Source organism: Kitasatospora sp. NPDC048286 (assembly GCF_043201735.1).
Lineage (GTDB): Bacteria > Actinomycetota > Actinomycetes > Streptomycetales > Streptomycetaceae > Kitasatospora.
Window position 1 is genome coordinate 756,957 of sequence record NZ_JBICZE010000003.1, and the last position, 19,966, is coordinate 776,922.

Sequence of the window (19,966 nt, forward strand, 5' to 3'; positions counted from 1 at the left end):
TACCGCCCCGCCCGGCACCCGCCGGGCGGGGCGGTTTCGCATGACCGCGGCCGGTTCTTGCCATGAGCGGCCGAAATCAGTCAGGAAACGGAAGAAAACGGTCGGCTCTGACAAACTGCAGCCTCAGTGGAACCGTTCTGCCACGGCCTTCGTACTTAGGGTGACAGCACCATGCCATTACTCACCCTTGGGGGGACCATGACCGTTCGCAGGCCTGCCAGGTTAGTCGCCGTCGGTGTCGCCGCCCTCGCGGCGACCGTCGTGCTGACCGCGTGCGACGACGTGAAGTACACGGACGACAAGCCGGGAGACCCGAAGGCGAGCGCCGCCGGGGCCACCGTCCCCGGCGACCCGATGGCCGGCCAGGCGGCCGGTTCGCGGTGCAAGAGCGACGAGATCACCGCCACCGTGCAGCTCAAGGGCGCGGGCTCGGCCATGCTGACCATCAAGAACAAGAGCGACCACAACTGCACCCTGTACGGTTACCCGGGCTTCGGCGGACTGAAGGCCGACAACAGCCCGGACGCGCTGGCGGCCAACCGTGACGCGCACCCCGGGCCGGCGGTGCTGGTCACCCTGAAGCCCAACAAGTCCGGCTACGCGGGCCTCAAGTGGAGCGCCTGCGACAAGTCGGACGCGAGCTGCCACGTGCTCACCGGCCTGCAGGTCACCGCGCCGGACGAGACCACGCCGGTCACCGCCGAGGTGCTCGGCACCGACGGCAAGCCGGCCGGCCAGCTGCTGGTCTCGGCCGCCGGGCTGACCACCGGCACCCTCCAGCCGAACAACGAGAAGGTCCTGTTCAACTGACCTTCTCCGACCGACGGCACGACGGAGCCCCCGGGGCGGTTTCTCCAACCGCCCCGGGGGCTCCCGGTTTCGTACTACCAGTCCACTACCGGCGGACCGCTACTGGCTCTTGATCGAGTCCAGGATGTCCAGCTTCGCCGCCCGGTGGGCCGGCCAGAGCGCGGCCAGCAGGCCGATCACGGCGGCCGCGAGCAGGAAGCCGACGGTCTGCACCGGCGGGACCACGGTGGTGATGCCCTTGAGGTTCTCCTCCAGCGTCTGCACGCCCGCCCAGGCGACCAGGATGCCGAGGCCGACCCCCACCAGTCCGCCGAACAGCGCGATCAGCACCGACTCCAGCCGGACCATCCGGCGGATGCCGAGCCGGTCCAGGCCGACCGCCCGCAGCATGCCGATCTCCCGGCGGCGCTCGAACACCGACATCGCCATGGTGTTGACCACGCCGAGCACCGCGATGACCACGGACATGCCGAGCAGCGCGTACATCATGTTCAGGATGTCGGTGACCATCTGGCGGCTCTCCGCCTTGATCTCCTTCGCGCCCTTGACCGCGATCAGCGGGTTGCCGCCGGTCGCGTCGCGCAGCGCCTGCTTCAGCGTCTGGGTCGGGCCGTCGACGCCCTTGACCAGGACGCTGTCCAGGCCGGAGCCGGGCAGCGCGTGCGGGCCGACCACGGCCTCCGGGGCGACGACGCCGGCCAGCGCGGTGTTGGCCTCCAGGATGCCGCCGACGGTCAGCGAGCCCTTGGCGCCGTCCGGGTAGGTGACGGTGAGGGTGTCGCCGACCTTGTAGCCGGCGTTCTCGGCACGGCCCGAACTCACCAGCAGCTTGCCCTGCTTGAGGGCGTCCGCGGAGCCCTCCTTGACCTTGACGGTGGCCAGCTGGTCGATGGTGGCGGCGTCCACCGCGGTCACCCACTCGCTGTCCTCCTGCCCCTGCCCGATGGTGAGCGGAAGGGTGCGCTGGGCGCTCATCGCGCTGACGCCGGGTGCCTTGGCGATCTGGGCGGCGACCTCGGGGGAGAGCTTCGAGAAGTTCTGCATGGCGACCGTGTAGTCGGACTTGATGTCGGTCGCGGTGGCCTTGTCCACGGCCTGGTTCACCGAGGCGCCGATCACGGTCAGCGAGGTGATCAGGGTGACGCCGATGGTCAGCGCGGCGGCGGTGGCGGCGGTGCGGCGCGGGTTGCGGACGGCGTTCTCCTGGGCCAGCTTGCCCGGCGCGCCGTACAGGGCGCGCAGCAGCGGGGCGAACAGCGCGATCAGCGGCCGGGACAGCAGCGGGGTCAGCACGAACACGCCGATCAGCAGCGCGCCTGCGCCGAGGCCGACCAGCTTGACCTCCTTGCCGCTCGCACCGGCTGCCAGCGAGGCGATGCCCACCACGGAGAACAGCAGGCCGATGGTGTTGCGGACCCGCAGGCCCTTCTGGGTGGCGGGCTGCTCGACCGCGCTCATCGCCGCGACCGGGGCGATCCGGGAGGCGCGGCGGGCGGGCAGCCAGGCGGCCACGACCGTCACCAGCACGCCGGTCACGATCGCGGTGATCACGGTGTTCAGGCTGACGATGAGCGGGCCGTCCGGCAGGTTGGCGTCCATCGGGCCGTTGAGCAGCGCCTTGAGCCCGACGGCGATCCCGATGCCGGCCAGCAGGCCGGTCACCGAGGCGGTCAGGCCGACCAGCAGCGCCTCGATCAGCACCGAGCGGGTGATCTGGCGACGGGTGGCGCCGACGGCGCGCAGCAGGGCCAGCTCCTTGGTGCGCTGGGCGACCAGCATCGAGAAGGTGTTGGCGATGATGAAGATCCCGACGAACAGCGCGATGCCCGCGAAGCCCAGCAGGAAGGTGTTCAGGACCCGGGTGACCTTCTCGATCATCCGGTCCTGCTCGGCGGCGAGTTCGCGGCCGGTCTTGGCCTCGATCATGCTGTCCTGCGGGACGGCCTGCTTGACGGCGGCGAGCAGTGCGGCGTCGTCGGTGCCCGGCTTGGACTTGACGTCCAGCTGGGCGAAGCGGCCCGGGGTCAGATAGAGCCGCTGGGCGGTGGCGGTGTCGAAGGCGGCCAGCGAGCCGCCGGCCATCACGCGCGGGTCGTTGGTGTGCACGGTGCCGGTGAGCTTGAGCTGCATCACCGGGCCGTTGACCGCCATCCGTACGGTGTCGCCGACCTTGTAGCCGCCCTTCTCGGCGGTCCTGGCGTCCAGCGCGATCTCGGTGGCGTCCTTCGGGCCGCGGCCCTCGACCAGCGGGTAGCGCGGGTCGGTGCCGTCGGCGCCCGGCACGTAGTTGGTGCCGGTGGTGGAGAAGCCGTTGCCGATCAGCGCGCCCTTCTTGTCGGCGATGCCGGCGAAGCCGCTGACCACGCCGCGGACCTCGGCGGCGCCCGGCAGCGCGGCGACCTTCGTCCGGGTCTCCTCGGTGAGGGTCGGGCCGGTGGTGGTGGCCTGGTCGTGGCCGCCGTAGGCGCGGCCGGCGGCCTCGCTGTCGCTGACCGTGACGGCGATGTCGGTGTAGCTCTTGGAGTTCTGGGTCCTGAGCGCGTTGCCGAAGGTGTCGGAGAAGACCAGGGTGCCGGCCACGAAGGCGGTGCCGAGCATGACGGCCAGTACCGTCATCAGCAGTCGGCCCTTGTGGGCGAGCACATTGCGCAGTGCGGTGCGGAACATGAGGGGTTGTCAGTCCTGGGGTACTCGGGGACGGGTGCTTGCCGGGCTGCGGGTGTGTCAGCTGGTGCGGCCCTTGGCGTCGAAGCGGCGCATGCGGTCCAGGACGGTGTCGGCGGTGGGGTGGTGGAGCTCGTCGACGATGCGGCCGTCGGCGAGGAAGACGACGCGGTCGGCGTAGGAGGCGGCGACCGGGTCGTGGGTGACCATGACGACGGTCTGGCCGAGCTCGCGCACCGAGTTGCGCAGGAAGGAGAGGATCTCGGCGCCGGAGCGGGAGTCGAGGTTGCCGGTGGGCTCGTCGGCGAAGATGATGTCGGGCTTGGAGGCGAGGGCGCGGGCGCAGGCGACGCGCTGCTGCTGGCCGCCGGAGAGCTGGGAGGGCCGGTGGCTGAGGCGGCCGGAGAGGCCGACGGTGTCGACGACGCGGTCGAGCCAGGCCTTGTCGGCCTTGCGGCCGGCGATGTCCATCGGGAGGGTGATGTTCTCCAGCGCGGTCAGCGTGGGGAGCAGGTTGAAGGCCTGGAAGATGAAGCCGATGTGGTCCCGGCGCAGCTGGGTGAGCTGCTTGTCCTTGAGGCCGACGAGCTCGGTGTCGCCGATGGTGGAGGAGCCGGAGGTGACGGTGTCCAGGCCGGCCATGCAGTGCATGAGGGTGGACTTGCCGGAGCCGGAGGGGCCCATGATCGCGGTGAACTCGCCCTGGGGGAAGACGACGCTGACGTTGTCGAGGGCGACGACGCGGGTCTCCCCCTCCCCGTAGACCTTGTTCAGGTTGGTGGCTCGGGCGGCCGCCAGGCCGGTGTGGACGGCGGTTGCGGGGAACGTCACGTGGGGCTCCTGGAACGGGTTAACGGAACTTTTAACTCCGTAACATCATCCCAAGCTGTTCGAATGCGATGCGTAATGCCGCGCGGTGGTCGGCCCCCGCCTACCCGGCGGGGTGGCGGGGGCCCGTCTCCTCCTCAGGTATGACCCGGACCCTGAGGGCCGAGGGCGCTCGGGGTCCGGGTCGGCGTGGCCCGCCTACTCGACCGCCACGCCGAAGGCCGCCGCCAGCCCGGCCAGGCCGTTCGTCACCACCCGCCCGGACGGGCTGAACTCCCAGCCGCCGGCGCCCCGGCGGAACGCCCCGAGCAGCATCGCGCTGTCCGGCACCCCGCCGGTCGGGCCCGCCCAGGCGCCCGGACCGCCCGCGCCCGGCCCGTACGCGGCCGCGAGGGCCAGCCCGTGCACGTAGCCGAGCGGCAGCGCGGGGTGCTCCTCCTCCTCGGTGGACACGGCGACCACCACCTCCTCGACGGCGGCCGGCAGCCGGTGCAGGTCCAGCGCCAGCCGGGCCGCCCGGGTCGGCTCGCCCGGCACCGAGCGGGTCGGATGCAGCCGGACGGCGCCGTCCGGATCCTGCGGGCTGTTGAAGAACACGAAGTGCTCGTCGCTCAGCACCCGGCCCCCGGCGCACAGGAAGGCGGTGACGTCCAGCTCCACCGCGTCCCCGCCGGCCGTCCGGCTCTGCCAGCTCACCGTGAGCGCGGTCTCGACCGCCCCCTCGGGCTCGCGGCCGGCGTCGGCGGTCGTGGCGGCTGCACCGCCGCCGAGCCGGCCGCGCAGGCCCTGCTCGGCGAGCAGCGCCACCAGCTCCGGGCCGCTCACCAGGGTCAGCGGCTTGCCTTCGATGTAGCTGTACGAGCCGCGGCCGAAGCCCGCGGTGGTGACCAGGATGCCCTTGTTCGCGCCGTGGTGGCGGACGGTGGACTCCAGGTCGCGCACCGCCGTCGGCGGGACGGTCTTCTTGTAGCGCTTGGCCTGGATCACGATCTTGCCGCCGGTCACCGGGGTCAGGTCCTCGGCCACCACGTCCACCCCGACGTCGCCGCTGCGGGCCGTGGTCATCACCTTGAAACCGCGCAGCCGGAACAGCTCGGCGATCAGGTCCTCGAACTCCAGCGGGTCCATCTCGAACAGGTCCGGCTCGTCCTCGCCGCCGTGCCCCGCCAGGCTCCCGCCGACCGACTCCGGCCGGCGGTCCGGCCGAACCTCGTCCAGCCGCTCCGGGCGCGCCGACAGCCGGCCGCCCAGGCCCTGGAAGCACTCCACCGGGGCCACCCGGTCCAGCGCCAGGCCCGCGAAGCCGGCCCGGGTGGCGGTCAGGGTGGAGAGGAAACGCTCCGCCTCCCGGCCGGTCGCCGGGTCGATGCCCAGGACGAAACCGTTCACCACCACCGAGTCCAGCAGGCCGTCCCGGTCCGCCCGGAACAGCTCCGCCGCCACCCGCAGCGCCGACTGCGCCAGCACCTCCCGGTACAGCGCCTTGCGCTCCGTCGCCGGGCGGGCCACCTCGGCCTCGCGGTCGTCCGACTTCACGTACCGCACCCGGCCGGCGGCCGGCACCACGTCCGGCCCGGGCAGCTCCCAGTCCACCACCAGCTGGCGGCCCCCGGCGTCGAACGCCGCCACCAGCCGGTGCGGGAAGCCCTCCGGCCAGGCCGCCGAGGCGTACAGGCCGGCCGTGAAGTACTCCTGCACCGCCTCCGGCTCACCCGCCCGCAGCCGGCGCAGCAACTCCTCGGTCCGGGCGGCCAGTTCCTCCTGCTGCCGGCGGGACTGCTCGACCCAGGCCAGGTACTCCCGGTGGTACGCGGCCAGCCGGTGCTGCCGGTCGGTCTCCCGGGCCTGCGCGGCGTACCAGTCCTGCTCGAACCTGGCCCTGGCCTGGGCCACGTACTGCTCGTACTGCTGCCGCACACCACGGTTGCGGGCCTGGACCGGGTCCGGCGGCGGCACGAAGTAGTGGGGCGAGGACTGGTCCGGCATCGGCACCGGCTCGCCCAGCGGCCCCGGGTCGAAGGCCGGCACCGCCCGCGGCGCCAGCAGGGCCTGCGGGCCGAACGCCGGCGCGGCCAGGCCGGCGGCCAGCAGCCCCCTCAACTCCTCTACCCGGGCGTCCAGTTCCGCCGTCCGCCGGGCCACCTCCGCCTCCCGCGACTGCTGGTAGGCGCGTTGCGCCTCGCGCTCGTCGCGGGCCGCCGCCCGCTGCGTCTCGCGCTGCTCCCGCTCCCGGCGGCGCTGCTCCGCCGCCTCGGCGCGCCACCGGGCCTCCTCCCGGCGCTGCTGCTGTCGCTGCGCCTCCGCCCAGATCGCCAGCACCCCGCTGCTCCGCCGCCCCGACACCGTCCGTCCACCCCATTCGCCTCGCGCCCGGTCCGGCCGCTGCGGCGCCGCCTCCCGGCCACGCCGCCGACCGCGCCCGCAACAATAGAGCGTGAACGCCCCGCCGGGCCAAGCGCCCTTGACCAGCGAGCCTTTCCGGCGGGCGGGAGTGCGCGCGGGCCGTGGACCGGACGCTCCCGGCGGAGTCCCGCCGTGTCGGTGGCACCGGGTAGTCTCGACGGTCACCGACGGCAAGGAGCAACGTGACGATTCCCCCGCAGCACCCGGAGCACCGGGCCCGCCCCGCAGGCTGGGTCTCCACCGGCCTGAGCTGGCGGGACGGCCGTGCCGTGCTCGGGGCCGCGCGCGGCGGCCAGGTGCACGAGCGCGCCGTGGCGCCCGGGGCGGAGGTGGGCTGGCTGCTGGGCGGCCCGCGCCGCTGTGTCGGGGCCTGGCTGGCCGGGGCGACGGAGCGCACGCCCTGCCCGCACCACGCGCTGATCGATCCGGACGGCGGCGCCACGCAGTGCCCGGCCTGCCAGAGCGTGGACCGCGGCCTCGCCCTCGCCCGGGACCAGATCCTCGACGACGGCCGCACCTACCTGCTCTACCTCGCCTGGTTCGGCGAGGGCCTGCTCAAGGTCGGCCTGACCGCCGAGCAGCGCGGCGACAGCCGACTGCTCGAACAGGGCGCCCTGGCCTACGCGTTCACCGCCCGCGGCGCCCTGCCGTCGATCCGGCGCGCCGAACTCACCGTCGCCGCCTCGGGCCTGGCCCGCGAACGGTTCAAGTCCCGGCTCAAGACCGAGCACTGGTGGTCGCACGGCGACGCCCCGCACCGCCGCACGGTGCTCACCGAGGCCCGCGCCCAGGCGCACCGGCTGCTGGACGGCCACGCCCTGGAGCTGCTCGCCGACCGCCCGGTGGTCGACCACGTCGAGCGCTACGGCCTGGCCGGCGGCGCCCCGGAGGCGTACCGGGAGATCGCCGCTCTGGCCGACGGCGCGGTCGTCGCGGGCCGGCTGCGGCCGCCGGTGGGCCGGCACCTCTTCCTCGACCAGGCGGACGGCTCCGGCCCGCTGCTGCTGGACACCCGGCTGCTCACCGGCTGGACGCTCGGCCCCGTCACCGGCCGCGGCTCCGCCGGCCTGACCCTCCACGAGCGCCTGCGCCCGCCGGAGCCGGACACCCAGGAGGCGCTCTTCTGAGAGTGCTCGCGTCTGAGAGCGCTCGCGGAACCGCCCCGACCAGCGCGGTTGCGTAATAAAACCGCAAGGACCTAATCTCGGCCTTGCGGTTTTAATTTGCTACCACTTTGGAGCGGATCCAAGCCATGATCGCTGCCGATGAGACCTTCGACGGCACCTTCCCGTACCGGCCGCACTTCAGTACGGCGCCCGGCTTCCCCATGCACTACGTGGACGAGGGCGTGGGCCCCGTGGTGCTCTGCCTGCACGGTGAACCCACCTGGGGCTACCTCTTCCGGGACCTGATCCGCCGGCTGGCCCCGACCCACCGGGTGGTCGTCCCCGACCACATGGGCTTCGGCAAGAGCGCCACCCCGGCCGACCGCGGCTACTGGCTGCAGGACCACGTCGACAACCTGGAGGCGCTGGTCCTGGACCTCGGCCTGAGCGAGATCACCCTGGTCGGGCACGACTTCGGCGGGCCGGTCGGCATGGGCCTGGCCGCCCGCCACCCCGGGCTGATCTCCCGGGTGGTGAGCGTCAACGGCCCCACGCCGCTCGGCCAGCCCGGCCTCGGTGCGGCGCTCGCCGCCAACGCGGCCGAGTCCCCGTGGTTCGGCTGGATCGCCCGGGCGCACGCCGACGGCAGCCTGGGCACCGTCCTCGGCGAACTCGGCCACACCATCCTCGGCATCCTGCTGCTCAACGGCTTCCGGGAGAACGCCCCGACCGGCGACCCCCGGCCGGCCGTCTACGGCGCGGCCTTCCCCTCCCGCGCGGAGGTCGCGGGGGCGATCGGCTGGGCGGAGGGCTTCGCGACCGGGGCCCACACCTTCGAGGCCCCGAGCGCGGCCGTCCGCGCGGAGCTCGCCGCCCTGCCCGCGCTCGCCCTGTGGGGCGCGGACGACCGGACGCTCGCCGCCCGGCACTTCCTGCCGCTGTTCGCCGAGGCGTTCCCGCACGGGCGGGCCGTCGAACTGCCCGGCGTCGGCCACTACAGCCCGGAGGACGCCCCGGAGGTCGTCGGCGAGCTGGTGCGGCGCTTCCTCGCCGAGACCGCGGCCTGACCCGGCGCCCGGTGCTGCCGGACGCCGGACGGACGGTCAGCCGTTGATCAGGGCGAGGAGCTGGTTCGCCAGGCCCAGCGCCGGCGCCGCGGCCTCGCCGAGGCTCTGGGCCAGGCCGGCCAGCAGCAGGAGGGTGTTGCGCCGGCGGCCCGGCTCCTCGGCGGCGGGGCTGTTCAGCACCGGCAGGGCCTCGGCGAGGCTCTGCCGGTCCGCCTCGCGGAGCCGGCCGTCGCGGGCCAGCTCGGTGACGGCGTCGGCGAGCCGGGAGAACAGTGCCATGACGTTCGGCGGCAGCGCCTGGTCGCCGACCGGCCCGTTGTTGTGCTGGATGCCGACGACGTTGGTCCCGCCGTGGATGTTGACCTGGTCCCCGTGGACGTGCGAGCCGTTGCCGTTGTCGCTCACTTGCTGACTCCCGTGATGCCGTGGCCGCCGTAGATGTTGACGCTGTCGCCGGACTGGTAGTGCCGCCGGTCGATGTTGACGGTGTTGACGAACTGCTGGAACTCGATCTGCGGGTTCTCGATCGCTTGCGTGATAGTGGCCTGCAGCTGCTGCGCGGGCCCGGGTGACTCCCAGGCCAGCAGCGCGGTCGGCGTCCCTGCCGTGTCGACGGACAGCGCGTACAGGCGCGGCTGGACCAGCCGGGGCAGGGTGACGGTGAAGAAGTACACCACCACGATGATCACCGCCACCACCACGAACGGGCCCGCGTCGAAGCCGCTGGACCCGCCGTACGAGCGGTTGTTGTTGTCCAGGGAGGCGAGCAGGCTGACGATCAGCGTGGCCACGGTCATGACCCCGATCACCCGGAGGAGCCGCATGACCGCGCCCGTCTTCTCCGGCACCAGGACGGTGGTGCTGACCCGGGCGATCATCGCGAGCGGGTACGCCGCGGCGCCGACCCAGAGGATGCGCCTGGTCACGGCCACCCGGGTGACGGACTTCGAGGTGGAGACCGGCGGCGGTACCGTGGGCGCGGCCGGCGGCGGAGGTGCCGACGGCGGAAGTGGGCCGAGTGGGGTGAAGCCGGTCTGGCCGACTTGGCTCGGTTCGGGTGGATCGGTCGGCTGCATGGACGATTCCCCCAAGGCTCGTCATGTGCGGGACGACCATTAACCTGCACGCTCCGTGGCGGCACAAGTCATTTGTCACAAGCGGCACATGACGGACCGTCGACGAATGCGCCCGGCCTGCTGGAAGCCGCCCGTCAGCCCAGCTTGCCGCGCACCACGCCGGGGCCGGACCGGGCCCGGCGGGACAGCGGCGGCCGGGACGGGCGGACGTCGAAGCGGGCAGGCTGCTCGGCCGGCTCGGCGGCCCGCCCGGCCAGGACGGCCCGCGCGGCCGCCAGTGCGACCCGGGCGAGCAGCGGGTCCTCCCGGACGCCGGCCGCGCGCTTGGCGCTCTGGCAGTCGGCGCACCAGACCGGCGAGGCCGGCCCGTCCGGGTACACCATCTCCTCGGGCGGCAGGTAGTGCCCACCGCACTCGACGCACTCGAAGATGAACCTCATCCGACGATCACCGTCCCGGATCCGTGGCACCGACCGCAGGGCGACCAGAAGGTGTGGACGCTGGGCACCATGCTTCCTTCCTCGTCCAGTTCGACCGTTGCCTCGGTCTTCTGGGTCCCCCCGGACCCGCCGCAACCGGAACAGGACTGAACCTCGGGCATATGCCGTCCTTCCTTGGCGGAGGACTACCGTAGCGCGATTCCCCGCCGGGAAGCACAGTGCCGACGGTCCGCCACCCGTACGGGTAACGCCCGGCCCGGCGGGACGGGCCCCGGGAACAGGCGTCGGCCCCGCGCGACGAGCACCGAACGCGAGGGGCCGACCGTATCGGGGGAGCCGTCAGCCGCGGGCGGCCCGCAGGAACTCCCGGTTCATCGCCGCGATGCTGGGCAGCGGGATGCCCTTGGGGCAGGCGGTGGCGCACTCACCGGTGTTGGTGCAGCCGCCGAAGCCCTCGGCGTCCATGGCCGAGACCATGTTCCGCACCCGGGCGGCCCGCTCCGGGGCGCCCTGCGGCAGCACGTTGAGGTGCACCACCTTGGCGGAGGTGAAGAGCATCGCCGAGCCGTTCGGGCAGGCCGCCACGCAGGCGCCGCAGCCGATGCACTCGGCGTGCTCGAAGGCCGTGTCGGCGACCTCCTTGGGGACGGGCGTGGCGTGCGCCTCGGGCGCGCTGCCGGTGGGGGCGGTGATGTACCCGCCGGAGCCGATGATCCGGTCGAAGGCCGAGCGGTCCACGACCAGGTCCTTGACCACCGGGAAGGCCGCCGCCCGCCACGGTTCGACGTCGATGGTGTCGCCGTCCTGGAAGTGCCGCATGTGCAGCTGGCAGGTGGTGGTGCGCTCGGGGCCGTGCGCCTGGCCGTTGATGACCATGCCGCAGGCGCCGCAGATGCCCTCGCGGCAGTCGTGGTCGAAGGCGACGGGCTGGTCGCCGCGGGTGATCAGTTCTTCGTTGAGGGTGTCCAGCATCTCCAGGAAGGACATGTCCGGGCTGATCCCGCTGACCTGGTAGGTGGTCATCGAGCCGGGCGCGTCCGGGCCCGCCTGGCGCCAGATGCGCAGGGTGAGGTTCATGCGTAGCTCCGCTGGGTGGGGTGGACGTGCTCGAAGTCGAGGTCCTCGCGGTGGAGGACGGGTGCCTCGCCGGTGCCGGTGAACTCCCAGGCGGCGGCGTAGGAGAACTCCTCGTCGCGGCGGGCGGCCTCGCCGTCGGGGGTCTGGCTCTCGGTGCGGAAGTGGCCGCCGCAGGACTCGGCGCGGTGCAGCGCGTCCAGGCACATCAGCTCGGCCAGCTCGAAGTAGTCGACCAGCCGGTTGGCCTTCTCCAGCGACTGGTTGAGCTCCTGCCCGGTGCCGGGCACCTTGATCCGGCGCCAGAACTCCTCGCGCAGCCGCGGGATCCGCTCCAGCGCCCGCCGCAGCCCGGCCTCGTCGCGGGCCATCCCGCACTCGTCCCAGAGCAGTTCGCCGAGTTCGCGGTGGAAGGAGTCCGGGGTGCGGTCGCCGTCCACCGCGAGGATCAGGTTGAGCCGGTCCTCGACCTCGGCCTCCACCTCGGCGAGCACCGGGTGGTCGGCGGGCACGGCCGGCAGCGGGTGGCGGGCCAGGTAGTCGTTGATGGTGGGCGGCAGCACGAAGTAGCCGTCGGCCAGGCCCTGCATCAGGGCACTGGCGCCGAGCCGGTTGGCGCCGTGGTCGGAGAAGTTGGCCTCCCCGATGGCGAACAGGCCCGGCACGGTGGTCTGCAGGTCGTAGTCGACCCAGAGGCCGCCCATCGTGTAGTGGATCGCCGGGTAGATCCGCATCGGCACCCGGTACGGGTCCTCGGCGGTGATCCGCTCGTACATCTCGAAGAGGTTGCCGTACCTGGCCTCGACGGCCTCCCGGCCCATCCGGCGGATCGCGTCGGCGAAGTCCAGGTAGACGCCCTGGCCGCCGGGGCCCACGCCGCGGCCCTCGTCGCAGACGTTCTTGGCGGCCCGGGAGGCGATGTCGCGCGGCACCAGGTTGCCGAAGGAGGGGTAGATCCGCTCCAGGTAGTAGTCCCGCTCCTCCTCCGGGATCTGCCCGGGCGGCCGGTCGTCGCCCTTCGCCTTGGGCACCCAGATCCGGCCGTCGTTGCGCAGCGACTCGCTCATCAGGGTGAGCTTGGACTGGTGGTCGCCCGAGCGCGGGATGCAGGTCGGGTGGATCTGGGTGAAGCACGGGTTGGCGAAGTACGCGCCGCGCCGGTGTGCCCGCCAGATCGCGGTGGCGTTGGAGTTCTTGGCGTTGGTGGAGAGGTAGAAGACGTTGCCGTAGCCGCCGCTGGCGAGCACCACGGCGTCCGCGGTGTGGGAGCGGATCTCGCCGGTGACGAGGTCGCGGGCGACGATGCCGCGGGCCCGGCCGTCGACCACCAGGAGGTCGAGCATCTCGGTGCGCGGGTGCAGCTCCACGTTCCCGGCGGCGATCTGCCGGGAGAGCGCCTGGTAGGCGCCGAGCAGCAGCTGCTGGCCGGTCTGGCCGCGGGCGTAGAAGGTGCGGGAGACCTGGACGCCGCCGAAGGAGCGGGTGTCCAGCAGGCCGCCGTACTCGCGGGCGAAGGGCACGCCCTGGGCCACGCACTGGTCGATGATCTCCACCGACACCTGGGCCAGCCGGTGCACATTGGACTCGCGGGCGCGGAAGTCGCCGCCCTTGACGGTGTCGTAGAACAGCCGGCGGATCGAGTCGCCGTCGTTGCGGTAGTTCTTGGCCGCGTTGATGCCGCCCTGGGCGGCGATCGAGTGGGCCCGCCTGGGGGAGTCCTGGAAGCAGAACTGGACGACGTGGTAGCCCTGTTCGGCCAGGGTGGCTCCGGCCGCGCCGCCGGCCAGGCCGGTGCCGACCACGATCACGGTGTGCTTGCGCCGGTTGGCCGGGTTGACCAGCTTGGCGTCGAACCGCCGCTGGTCCCAGCGCTGTTCGATCGGCCCGGCGGGGGCCTTCGTGTCGGCGAGCGGCTCGCCGAGGGTGTACTCCGGGTAACTCATTTCACGACTCCGGTCATCACGGCCACGGGAACGGACAGGAAACCGGCCGTCAGCACCAGCGCCAGGCCGTTCGCGATCAGCTTGAGCGCCCGGTCGCGGCGGGCGTTGTTGGCACCGAGGGTCTGCACGGCGCTCCAGAACCCGTGCCGGATGTGCAGGCCGACGGCCAGCATCGCGACGACGTAGAACACGTCCACGTACCAGCGGCCGAAGGAGGCCACGATGTTCTGGTACGTCTGGCCGTGATCGGTACCCGGGTTCACGGTCAGGGTGGTGAGGTCGAGGATGTGCCAGACGATGAACAGCGCCAGGATCACCCCGCCCCAGCGCATGGTCCTCGTGGCGTAGCTCGCCCGGCGGCGCTGGTGCACGTACTTGCTCGGGCGGGCCGCGAGGTCGCGGCGGCTGAGCTGGTACGCGCAGACGCCGTGCAGCACCACGGCGGCGAGCAGGCCCGCCCGGGCCAGCCACAGGAACCACTCGTGGCCGAGGAAGGGCTGCCCGATGGTGCGCAGCCAGGCCGCGTAGCCGTTGATGTCGTCCGGGCCGAAGAACACCTTGAGGTTCCCCAGCATGTGCGCGACCAGGTACAGCAGCATCGCCAGTCCGGTGACGGCCATGACCGCCTTCTTGCCGACGGTCGACCGCCACAGGGTCGCCAGGGTGGACGGATGCCGGGCCGTCCGAGTCGCGGTTGTCATGGCTGCAACGGTAGGGACGGCGCTTCGGTGCGTCCAAGACATGATGCGGCTCGTGACGATAGGCATGGGCTATCGAAGCGGCCTATCCTGGCCCTGTGCAGCTCCAGCAACTCCGCTACTTCCTGGCCGTCGCCGAGACCCGGCACTTCACCCGGGCCGCCGAGGCGGCGCATGTCGCCCAGCCGTCACTCTCGCAACAGATCCGTTCGCTGGAGCGGGAGTTGGGGGCCGAGCTGTTCCACCGCACCCGGGGCAACATCGCGCTGACGGACGCCGGGGACGCCCTGCTGCCGCTGGCCAGGCGCATCCTCGCGGACACCGAGAGTGCCCGGCTGGCCGTGCAGGAGACGGTGCAACTGCGCCGGGGCCGGGTCCGGCTGGGCGCGCCGCCGAGCCTGTGCACCAGCCTGGTGCCGGACGTGCTGAGGCTCTTCCGGGACCGCTACCCGGGGGTGACGCTGGTGGTGCGCGAGGGCGGCTCGCGGGACCTGGTCGGCTGGCTGGCGGCGGGGGAGCTGGACCTCGCGCTGATCATCACCCGGCCGAGCGGGGAGCAGGAGCCCGCACTGGCGGTCACCGAACTGCTGCACGAGGAGCTGGTGCTGGTCGCGGCCGAGCGGCGGGCCCGCGGGAAGGTCCGGGTGACGGAGCTGAGGGGCCGGCCGCTGGTGATGTTCCGGGAGGGCTACGACGTCCGCGAGGCGACCCTGGCGGCCTGCCGGGCGGCCGGGTTCGAGCCGGAGTTCGCGGTGGAGGGCGGCGAGATGGACGCGGTACTGGGCTTCGTCCGGGCCGGGATCGGGCCCGCCGTCGTCCCGGGGATGGTGGCCGCCCGCTCGGGCCTCGCGGTGACGGCGTTCGCCGGGCCGGGCCTGGGCCGCACCATCGCCGTGGCGCACGGCCACGAGGTGCCGCCGACCCGCGCGGCCGAGGCGCTGCGGGAGACCTTCCTGGCGCACCTGCGGGACGCCGCCAGGGACGGCGAACTGCCGCCGGGCACTCGGCTGTTGCTGTGACGGAGGCCCGGGGTGCGGGCCTCCGTCAGGGGCGGCCTCAGGCCGGCAGCACGGCCTCGATCGCGGCGGTCAGCTCCGCCGACTCCGGCTCCACGGGCGGGCGCAGCCGCGCCACCACGGTGCCGTCCGGGGAGATCAGGAACTTCTCGAAGTTCCAGGAGACGTCCCCGGCCTGGCCCTCGGCGTCGGCGACCGCGGTCAGCCTGGCGTAGAGCGGGTGCCGCTCCTCCCCGTTGACGTCGATCTTCTCGAACAGCGGGAAGGTCACGCCGTAGGTGGTGGAGCAGAAGGCCTGGATCTCCTCGGCGCTGCCCGGCTCCTGCCCGGCGAACTGGTTGCACGGGAAGCCCAGCACGGTGAACCCGCGCCCGGCGTAGCGCTTCTGGAGGTTCTCCAGGCCGGTGTACTGCGGGGTCAGGCCGCACCGGGAGGCGACGTTGACGATCAGCAGTGCCTTGCCCTTGTGGTCGGCGAGCGAGGTGGCCGCGCCGTCGAGGGTGCGCAGCGGGATGTCGTACAGGCTCACGGGGGTGGTCCTTTCGGAGGGTCGTCGGGCCGGGCCTCTTCCGGGGTCACGGTAGCGGCCCGCGACCTGATCAACCGCGGTCGGCGTGCCGGTGTTCCGGGCGTGCGGGGGCGTGGGGGCGGACGAGCCGTTCCGCACGCCCCCGCACGCCGGGCGCGCGACCGCCCGGAGCGCGCGCGTTCGAAGGGGTTCAGCGCGCCAGGGGCTTGATCGCCGTCGGGGCGTGCTCCGGGAGGGTGGCCGGCTCCTCGAACTCGTGGACCTCGTCGATGTCGGTGGCGGCCATCGGGATGTCGGTGACCCGCTCCAGGATCGCCTCGACCACGACCGGGACGCGGAACTCGGCGGCCAGTTTCCCGGCCTCCCGGAAGGCGGGCAGCAGGCCCTCCGGCTCGGTGACCCGGATCGCCTTGCAGCCCAGGCCCTCGACGACCTTGACGTGGTCCACGCCGTAGCCGGCCGGCTCCGGCGCGTTGACGTTCTCGAACTCCAGACTGACCTGGAAGTCGATGCCGAAGGCCCGCTGCGCCTGGCGGATCAGCCCCAGGTAGGAGTTGTTCAGCAGCACGTGGACGTACGGGATGCGGTGCTGGGCGCCGACCGCCAACTCCTCGATCATGAACTGGAAGTCGTAGTCGCCGGAGAGCGCGACGACCTGCCCGTCGGGGTCGGCGGTGGCGACGCCCAGTGCGGCCGGTACGGTCCAGCCGAGCGGCCCGGCCTGGCCGCAGTTGATCCAGTGGCGAGGCCGGTGGACGTGCAGCAGCTGGGCGCCGGCGATCTGGGACAGGCCGATGGCGGTGACGTAGCGGGTCTCCGGGCCGAACGCCCGGTTCATCTCCTCGTACACGCGCTGCGGCTTGAGCGGCACGTCGTCGAAGTGGGTGCGCCGCTGGAGCCGGGCCCTGCGCTCCTGGGCGGAGGCGGCCCAGGAGCTGCGGTCCCTGAGGGTGCCGGCGTCCCGCAGCTCGCGCGCCACCTCGACGAACAGTTCCAGCGCGGCCCCGGCGTCGGAGGCGATCCCGAGGTCGGGGGCGAAGATCCGGCCGAGCTGGGTGGGCTCGACGTCGACGTGGACGAAGGTGCGGCCCGCGGTGTAGACGTCCAGGCCACCGGTGTGGCGGTTGGCCCAGCGGTTGCCGATCCCGAGGACGAAGTCGGAGGCGAGGAAGGTCTCGTTGCCGTAGCGGTGGGAGGTCTGCAGGCCGACCATGCCGGCGTTCAGCTCGTGGTCGTCCGGGACGGTGCCCCAGCCCATCAGGGTCGGGACCACCGGGACGCCGGTGAGCTCGGCGAACTCCAGCAGCAGCCCGGCGGCGTCGGCGTTGACGACGCCGCCGCCGGCGACGATCAGCGGGCGCTCGGAGCGCTGGAGCAGGGCGACGGCCTTCTCGATCTGGGTGCGGTTGGCGGCCGGCCGGTAGACCGGCAGCGGCTGGTAGGCCTCCGGGTCGAAGTCGATCTCGGTCAGCTGGACGTCGACCGGCAGGTCGATCAGGACCGGGCCGGGGCGGCCGGAGCGCATCAGGTGGAAGGCCTGCTGGAACACGCCGGGGACCTGGGCGGCCTCCAGCACGGTGGTGGCGGCCTTGGTGACGGGCCGGGCGACGGAGGCGATGTCGACGGCCTGGAAGTCCTCCTTGTGCAGCCGGGCGACGGGCGCCTGGCCGGTGATGCAGAGGATCGGGACGGAGTCGGCGATCGCCGAGTACAGGCCGGTGATCATGTCGGTGCCGGCCGGGCCGGAGGTGCCGACGCAGACCCCGATGTTGCCGGCCCTGGCGCGGGTGTAGCCCTCGGCCATGTGGGAGGCGCCCTCGACGTGCCGGGCCAGCGTGTGTCCGATCCTGCCGGAGGCCTCGAGCGCGGCGTAGAACGGGTTGATGGCCGCGCCGGGCACGCCGAACACGGCCCTGACGCCTTCGAGTTCGAGGATCTCCACGGCCGCGCGGGCGGCTGTCATACGGGGCATCGGATCTCTCCTGGGTCGGCCCGCAGTGGCTCGGAGGGCTCATCTCTCGAATTCCACCATACGGAAGAATGATTTCTGTATGTGGAAGCAAAGTAGGGCGGGGTCCGGCGGGGCGTCAAGGGGACTTCAACAGGACGTGGCAGCGCCGGGCGGCTGCCCCGAGGGCGGGGATTCGTACGCCAGCACGGCGGTCGCGCAGGCGTACCCGGGGAACCGGACGCTCCGCGCCGGAAAGCGCAGCCGGTGTGCAGCGGTGGTGAAGAGGCGGTGCCGCCGGTGGGCCCGCCCCGCCGTGCTGGGTACCGTCGGTGGCACGCCGGGCCCGTGACGTCCAACTGAGGCCGCGGCAAGGGGGTTTGGGAGCGCTGCGGAGCGGGGGAACTCCGCCGGCGGCCCCGTCCAGGACCAGCGTGCCCGGTCCGCCGCATCCGAGCGAGGGACGCACCCCCTGGCCGCACCGACCCGACACCCGCCGCCGCGCTCTGGTCCCGCCCGGACCCGCGGCCGTACCGCTGTCGCCGCCCTCCGCGGTGCCCTTCCCCGCCATCCTGCTCCCCGCCCTTGCAACGGCGCGCCCGCTGCGTCGGGTGCGCGGAAGGAACACCCCCATGTGCTGCTGCACCCCTGCCCGGTCCCTGGCGGTGACCGGGTGAACCCGCCGCCCCACCGGAGCGACAGCCCGCCGGGCCGCCTCCGCAAGCACGGCCCGCCGGGCCGGCCCCGCACTCCGGCCGCCCTGCTGCGCGCCGTCCCCTGGCGCCATGACCTGCCCGCCTCGCTGGTGGTGTTCCTGGTCGCCCTCCCGCTCTGCGTCGGCGTGGCCGTCGCCTCCGGCGTCCCGGCCGAACTCGGGCTGGTCACCGGGATCGTCGGCGGCCTGGTGGCCGGTCTGCTGCCCGGCAGCAGCCTCCAGGTCAGCGGGCCCGCGGCCGGGCTGACCGTTCTGGTCGCCGACGCCGTCCAGCGCTTCGGCACCGGCGCGCTCGGCCTCCTGGTGCTCGGCACCGGCCTGCTCCAGCTGGCGATGGGCGCCCTGCGGCTCGGCCGCTGGTTCCGCGCGATGTCCGCCTCGGTGGTGCACGGCATGCTGGCCGGCATCGGACTGACCCTGGTGTTCGGCCAGCTGTACGCGCTCGCCGACCGCCGCGCCCCCGCCACCGGGCCGGAGAAGATCGCCGGACTGCCCGCGCTGCTGGGCGACGTGCTGACCGCCACGGCCAACCCCTGCGCCGTCGCCCTGGGCCTCGGCACCCTGCTGGTCCTGGTCGGTTGGAAGTACCTGCCGGAACGCGCCGCCCGCGCCGTCCCCGCCCCGCTGGCCGCCGTCGGGCTGGCCGCCGCCGTCACTGCGGCCGCCGACCTGCCGGTGGCCCGGATCCGGGTGGCCGGACTGCTCGACGTGGTGCACCTGCCCGACCGCGACGCGCTGACCGCCCTGGCGGGCACCGCCGGGCTCGGCACGATCGTCGCCTTCACCCTGATCGCCTCCGCCGAGACGCTGTTCAGCGCCGCCGCCGTCGACCGGATGCACCACGGCCCGCGCACCGACTACGACCGCGAACTCACCGCCCAGGGCGTCGGCAACGCCGTCTGCGGGCTGCTCGGCGCGCTGCCGATGACCGCGGTGATCGTGCGCAGCGCGACCAACGTCCAGGCCGGCGCCCGGAGCAAGGCCTCCCGGGTGCTGCACGGCGGCTGGCTGCTGCTGTTCACCACGCTGCTGCCCGGCGCGCTCGGGCTCGTCCCGCTCACCGCGCTGGCCGCAGTCCTGGTGCACGCCGGTGCCAAGCTGGTGCCGCTGCGCCGGATCGTCGCGCTCTGCCGCGGCCACCTGGGCGAGGCGCTGGTGCTGGTGGTGACGGCGGCCGCGATCATCGTCACCGACCTGTTCGACGGGGTGCTGATCGGCGTCGGCCTGGCGGTGGCCAAGTCCGCCTGGCAGACCTCCCACCTGCAGATCACGGTGGAGGAGCAGGAGGGGGCGACCGGGCAGTCGGTGCACCGGGTGCGGTTGAGCGGCAACGCCACCTTCCTGCGGCTGCCCCGGCTGCTGGACACCCTGGAACGGCTGCCGGGGGACCGGCCGGTGGAGCTGGACTGGTCCGGGCTGCGTCACCTGGACCACGCCTGCACGGTGGCCCTGGTCTCCTGGGCGGCCCAGCACCGCGCCCGCTCCAGCGCGCCGCTGGCGGTCGAACCGCCGCTGCCTTCGGTGGCCTGACGTCTAGCCTGGTGGGGGGGGGCGGGCCCCCCCCCCCCCGGCCCCCCCCCCCCCGGGCCCCCCCCCCGGGGGGGGGGGGGGGGGGCAGCCAGGATTGTTAGCCACGGGGGGGGCGGCGG

Annotated in this window: 16 protein-coding genes; 5 read left to right on the forward strand and 11 right to left on the reverse strand. The window is 73.2% G+C overall.

The window, feature by feature from the left end:
• Window positions 1-198: 198 nt before the first annotated feature.
• Window positions 199-810, forward strand: coding sequence for a DUF4232 domain-containing protein (locus ACGF13_RS10630; protein ID WP_392871586.1), 612 nt, complete (start codon window positions 199-201; stop codon window positions 808-810).
• Between the two features lie 99 nt (window positions 811-909).
• Here the strand turns inward: ACGF13_RS10630 and ACGF13_RS10635 are convergent, their stop codons facing one another.
• From ACGF13_RS10635 to ACGF13_RS10645, 3 genes are all read right to left on the reverse strand, one after another.
• Window positions 910-3,477: an ABC transporter permease gene (locus tag ACGF13_RS10635; RefSeq protein WP_392871589.1), complete on the reverse strand. Its 2,568-nt coding sequence runs from the start codon at window positions 3,475-3,477 to the stop codon at window positions 910-912.
• Between the two features lie 57 nt (window positions 3,478-3,534).
• Window positions 3,535-4,305, reverse strand: coding sequence for an ABC transporter ATP-binding protein (locus tag ACGF13_RS10640; RefSeq protein WP_392871592.1), 771 nt, complete (start codon window positions 4,303-4,305; stop codon window positions 3,535-3,537).
• Between the two features lie 195 nt (window positions 4,306-4,500).
• A complete protein-coding gene (locus ACGF13_RS10645; protein WP_392871595.1) occupies window positions 4,501-6,621 on the reverse strand; it encodes a restriction endonuclease in 2,121 nt (706 codons plus the stop codon).
• Between the two features lie 266 nt (window positions 6,622-6,887).
• Between ACGF13_RS10645 and ACGF13_RS10650 the strand changes: the two genes are divergently transcribed.
• Complete coding sequence (locus ACGF13_RS10650) at window positions 6,888-7,832, forward strand: DUF2797 domain-containing protein (RefSeq protein WP_392871598.1); 945 nt, start codon at window positions 6,888-6,890, stop codon at window positions 7,830-7,832.
• A 125-nt stretch (window positions 7,833-7,957) separates the two neighbouring features.
• A complete protein-coding gene (locus ACGF13_RS10655; protein WP_392871601.1) occupies window positions 7,958-8,878 on the forward strand; it encodes an alpha/beta hydrolase family protein in 921 nt (306 codons plus the stop codon).
• Window positions 8,879-8,914: 36 nt separating this feature from the next.
• Here ACGF13_RS10655 and ACGF13_RS10660 read toward each other — a convergent pair whose 3' ends face one another.
• The 6 genes from ACGF13_RS10660 to ACGF13_RS10685 form a co-directional block, all read right to left on the reverse strand.
• The gene (locus ACGF13_RS10660) at window positions 8,915-9,283 is read right to left on the reverse strand and encodes a hypothetical protein (protein WP_392871603.1); all 369 of its coding nucleotides are present in this window, start codon (window positions 9,281-9,283) and stop codon (window positions 8,915-8,917) included.
• On the reverse strand, window positions 9,280-9,804 hold the full coding sequence (locus tag ACGF13_RS10665; RefSeq protein WP_392871605.1) for a DUF6232 family protein: 525 nt from the start codon (window positions 9,802-9,804) through the stop codon (window positions 9,280-9,282). Before ACGF13_RS10665 ends, ACGF13_RS10660 begins: the two co-directional genes overlap by 4 nt.
• A 284-nt stretch (window positions 9,805-10,088) precedes the next feature.
• The gene (locus ACGF13_RS10670) at window positions 10,089-10,394 is read right to left on the reverse strand and encodes a hypothetical protein (protein ID WP_392871607.1); all 306 of its coding nucleotides are present in this window, start codon (window positions 10,392-10,394) and stop codon (window positions 10,089-10,091) included.
• Window positions 10,395-10,733: 339 nt separating this feature from the next.
• Window positions 10,734-11,471 carry a succinate dehydrogenase/fumarate reductase iron-sulfur subunit gene (locus ACGF13_RS10675; protein WP_392871609.1) on the reverse strand — a complete coding sequence of 246 codons (738 nt, stop codon included), beginning with the start codon at window positions 11,469-11,471 and terminating at the stop codon, window positions 10,734-10,736.
• Complete coding sequence (locus tag ACGF13_RS10680) at window positions 11,468-13,411, reverse strand: fumarate reductase/succinate dehydrogenase flavoprotein subunit (RefSeq protein ID WP_392871612.1); 1,944 nt, start codon at window positions 13,409-13,411, stop codon at window positions 11,468-11,470. Before ACGF13_RS10680 ends, ACGF13_RS10675 begins: the two co-directional genes overlap by 4 nt.
• Entirely contained in the window at window positions 13,408-14,112 is a 705-nt protein-coding gene (locus ACGF13_RS10685; RefSeq protein ID WP_392871615.1) for a succinate dehydrogenase cytochrome b subunit, read from the reverse strand. The genes ACGF13_RS10680 and ACGF13_RS10685 overlap by 4 nt, the downstream gene beginning before the upstream one ends.
• 95 nt (window positions 14,113-14,207) lie before the next feature.
• Between ACGF13_RS10685 and ACGF13_RS10690 the strand changes: the two genes are divergently transcribed.
• Window positions 14,208-15,128, forward strand: coding sequence for a LysR family transcriptional regulator (locus ACGF13_RS10690; RefSeq protein WP_392871618.1), 921 nt, complete (start codon window positions 14,208-14,210; stop codon window positions 15,126-15,128).
• A gap of 37 nt (window positions 15,129-15,165) precedes the next feature.
• Here ACGF13_RS10690 and ACGF13_RS10695 read toward each other — a convergent pair whose 3' ends face one another.
• Together ACGF13_RS10695 and gcl are read right to left on the reverse strand one after the other, a co-directional pair.
• Window positions 15,166-15,654, reverse strand: a complete 489-nt coding sequence (locus ACGF13_RS10695; protein ID WP_392871621.1) for a glutathione peroxidase — start codon at window positions 15,652-15,654, stop codon at window positions 15,166-15,168.
• Window positions 15,655-15,844: 190 nt separating this feature from the next.
• On the reverse strand, window positions 15,845-17,626 hold the full coding sequence (gcl, locus tag ACGF13_RS10700; protein WP_392871624.1) for a glyoxylate carboligase: 1,782 nt from the start codon (window positions 17,624-17,626) through the stop codon (window positions 15,845-15,847).
• Between the two features lie 736 nt (window positions 17,627-18,362).
• On the opposite strand from gcl, the gene ACGF13_RS10705 reads away from it, so the two are divergent.
• Entirely contained in the window at window positions 18,363-19,847 is a 1,485-nt protein-coding gene (locus ACGF13_RS10705) for a SulP family inorganic anion transporter (RefSeq protein WP_392871691.1), read from the forward strand.
• Window positions 19,848-19,966: the final 119 nt, after the last annotated feature.

What these genes read in the sequence shown, in the direction of transcription:
- ACGF13_RS10630 (WP_392871586.1), top strand. Translation starts at nt 199, where the DNA reads ATGACCGTTCGCAGGCCTGCCAGGTTAGTCGCCGTCGGTGTCGCCGCC.
- ACGF13_RS10635 (WP_392871589.1), bottom strand. Translation starts at nt 3,477, where the DNA reads ATGTTCCGCACCGCACTGCGCAATGTGCTCGCCCACAAGGGCCGACTG.
- ACGF13_RS10655 (WP_392871601.1), top strand. Translation starts at nt 7,958, where the DNA reads ATGATCGCTGCCGATGAGACCTTCGACGGCACCTTCCCGTACCGGCCG.
- ACGF13_RS10670 (WP_392871607.1), bottom strand. Translation starts at nt 10,394, where the DNA reads ATGAGGTTCATCTTCGAGTGCGTCGAGTGCGGTGGGCACTACCTGCCG.
- ACGF13_RS10675 (WP_392871609.1), bottom strand. Translation starts at nt 11,471, where the DNA reads ATGAACCTCACCCTGCGCATCTGGCGCCAGGCGGGCCCGGACGCGCCC.
- ACGF13_RS10680 (WP_392871612.1), bottom strand. Translation starts at nt 13,411, where the DNA reads ATGAGTTACCCGGAGTACACCCTCGGCGAGCCGCTCGCCGACACGAAG.
- ACGF13_RS10685 (WP_392871615.1), bottom strand. Translation starts at nt 14,112, where the DNA reads ATGACAACCGCGACTCGGACGGCCCGGCATCCGTCCACCCTGGCGACC.
- gcl (WP_392871624.1), bottom strand. Translation starts at nt 17,626, where the DNA reads ATGCCCCGTATGACAGCCGCCCGCGCGGCCGTGGAGATCCTCGAACTC.